The following is a 727-nucleotide window of genomic DNA, read 5'->3' as shown; positions in this document are numbered from 1 at the left end:
TCATATATGGACCCACCCGTTTTGCAAGTGATTTCGAAGCGTTAATAAACAAATTCATTGCCTTCATATATCCGGCTTGTAAATCGGGTGTTTTATATACCCGCAGCCCTAATGCAATTAGCTAACTACTTTAACTTTATCATTCCGACGGCTTCTAAAGAGCCCATGACGAGTTCAGTTTTAAAGTAGTACAGTCTGACTGTTTATCATTATTTCAAAATCTTTCGCAACTTGTGGTGAGTTTGTTTTACTCGGTGTTACTTACTACTTAAATTAATCAGTTGATTGTGAATCGTATTACTTTGTTATGCTGCATATTCGAGTCGGTAATCTTCTTCCTTTGCGATGACCGACCAGGCTATTCTGGCGAGCTTATTGGCCAGAGCCACACATGCGACATTGCTATGCTTTCTACACTTTAGCTCATAGGCCCAGCGGCTTAATTTATCATCTTTACCGTCCACATATTGCAATACAGCACGTGCACCATGTACCAGTGACGACCTCAAGTGAGGATTCCCTTTTTTCGTAATACCAGACAGCATGGTTTTACCACCGCTTGAGTTTTGTCTTTGTGTTAATCCGCACCAGGCGGCAAAGTGACGACCATTATGGAACATTTTACCATCGCCTATCGCGGCATACATTTCTGCCGCTGTCATGGGGCCAATACCTATAACGCTTTGCACTCGCTTACAGATAGGATTCTTTCTTGTATAAGCGGTTA

At 42.0% G+C, this 727-nt stretch carries 1 protein-coding gene; it reads right to left on the bottom strand.

Annotation, left to right across the window (positions count from 1 at the left end):
• Positions 1-305 precede the first annotated feature (305 nt).
• Positions 306-727: IS110 family RNA-guided transposase (locus GQA99_RS20175; RefSeq protein ID WP_160057001.1), on the bottom strand; the 422-nt coding region annotated here is incomplete at its 5' end.

The organism is Shewanella litoralis, from assembly GCF_009828585.1.
Taxonomy (GTDB): domain Bacteria; phylum Pseudomonadota; class Gammaproteobacteria; order Enterobacterales; family Shewanellaceae; genus Shewanella; species Shewanella litoralis.
The sequence above is the reverse complement of the archived record's forward strand: the minus strand, read 5'-3'. Positions and strand labels throughout refer to the sequence as shown.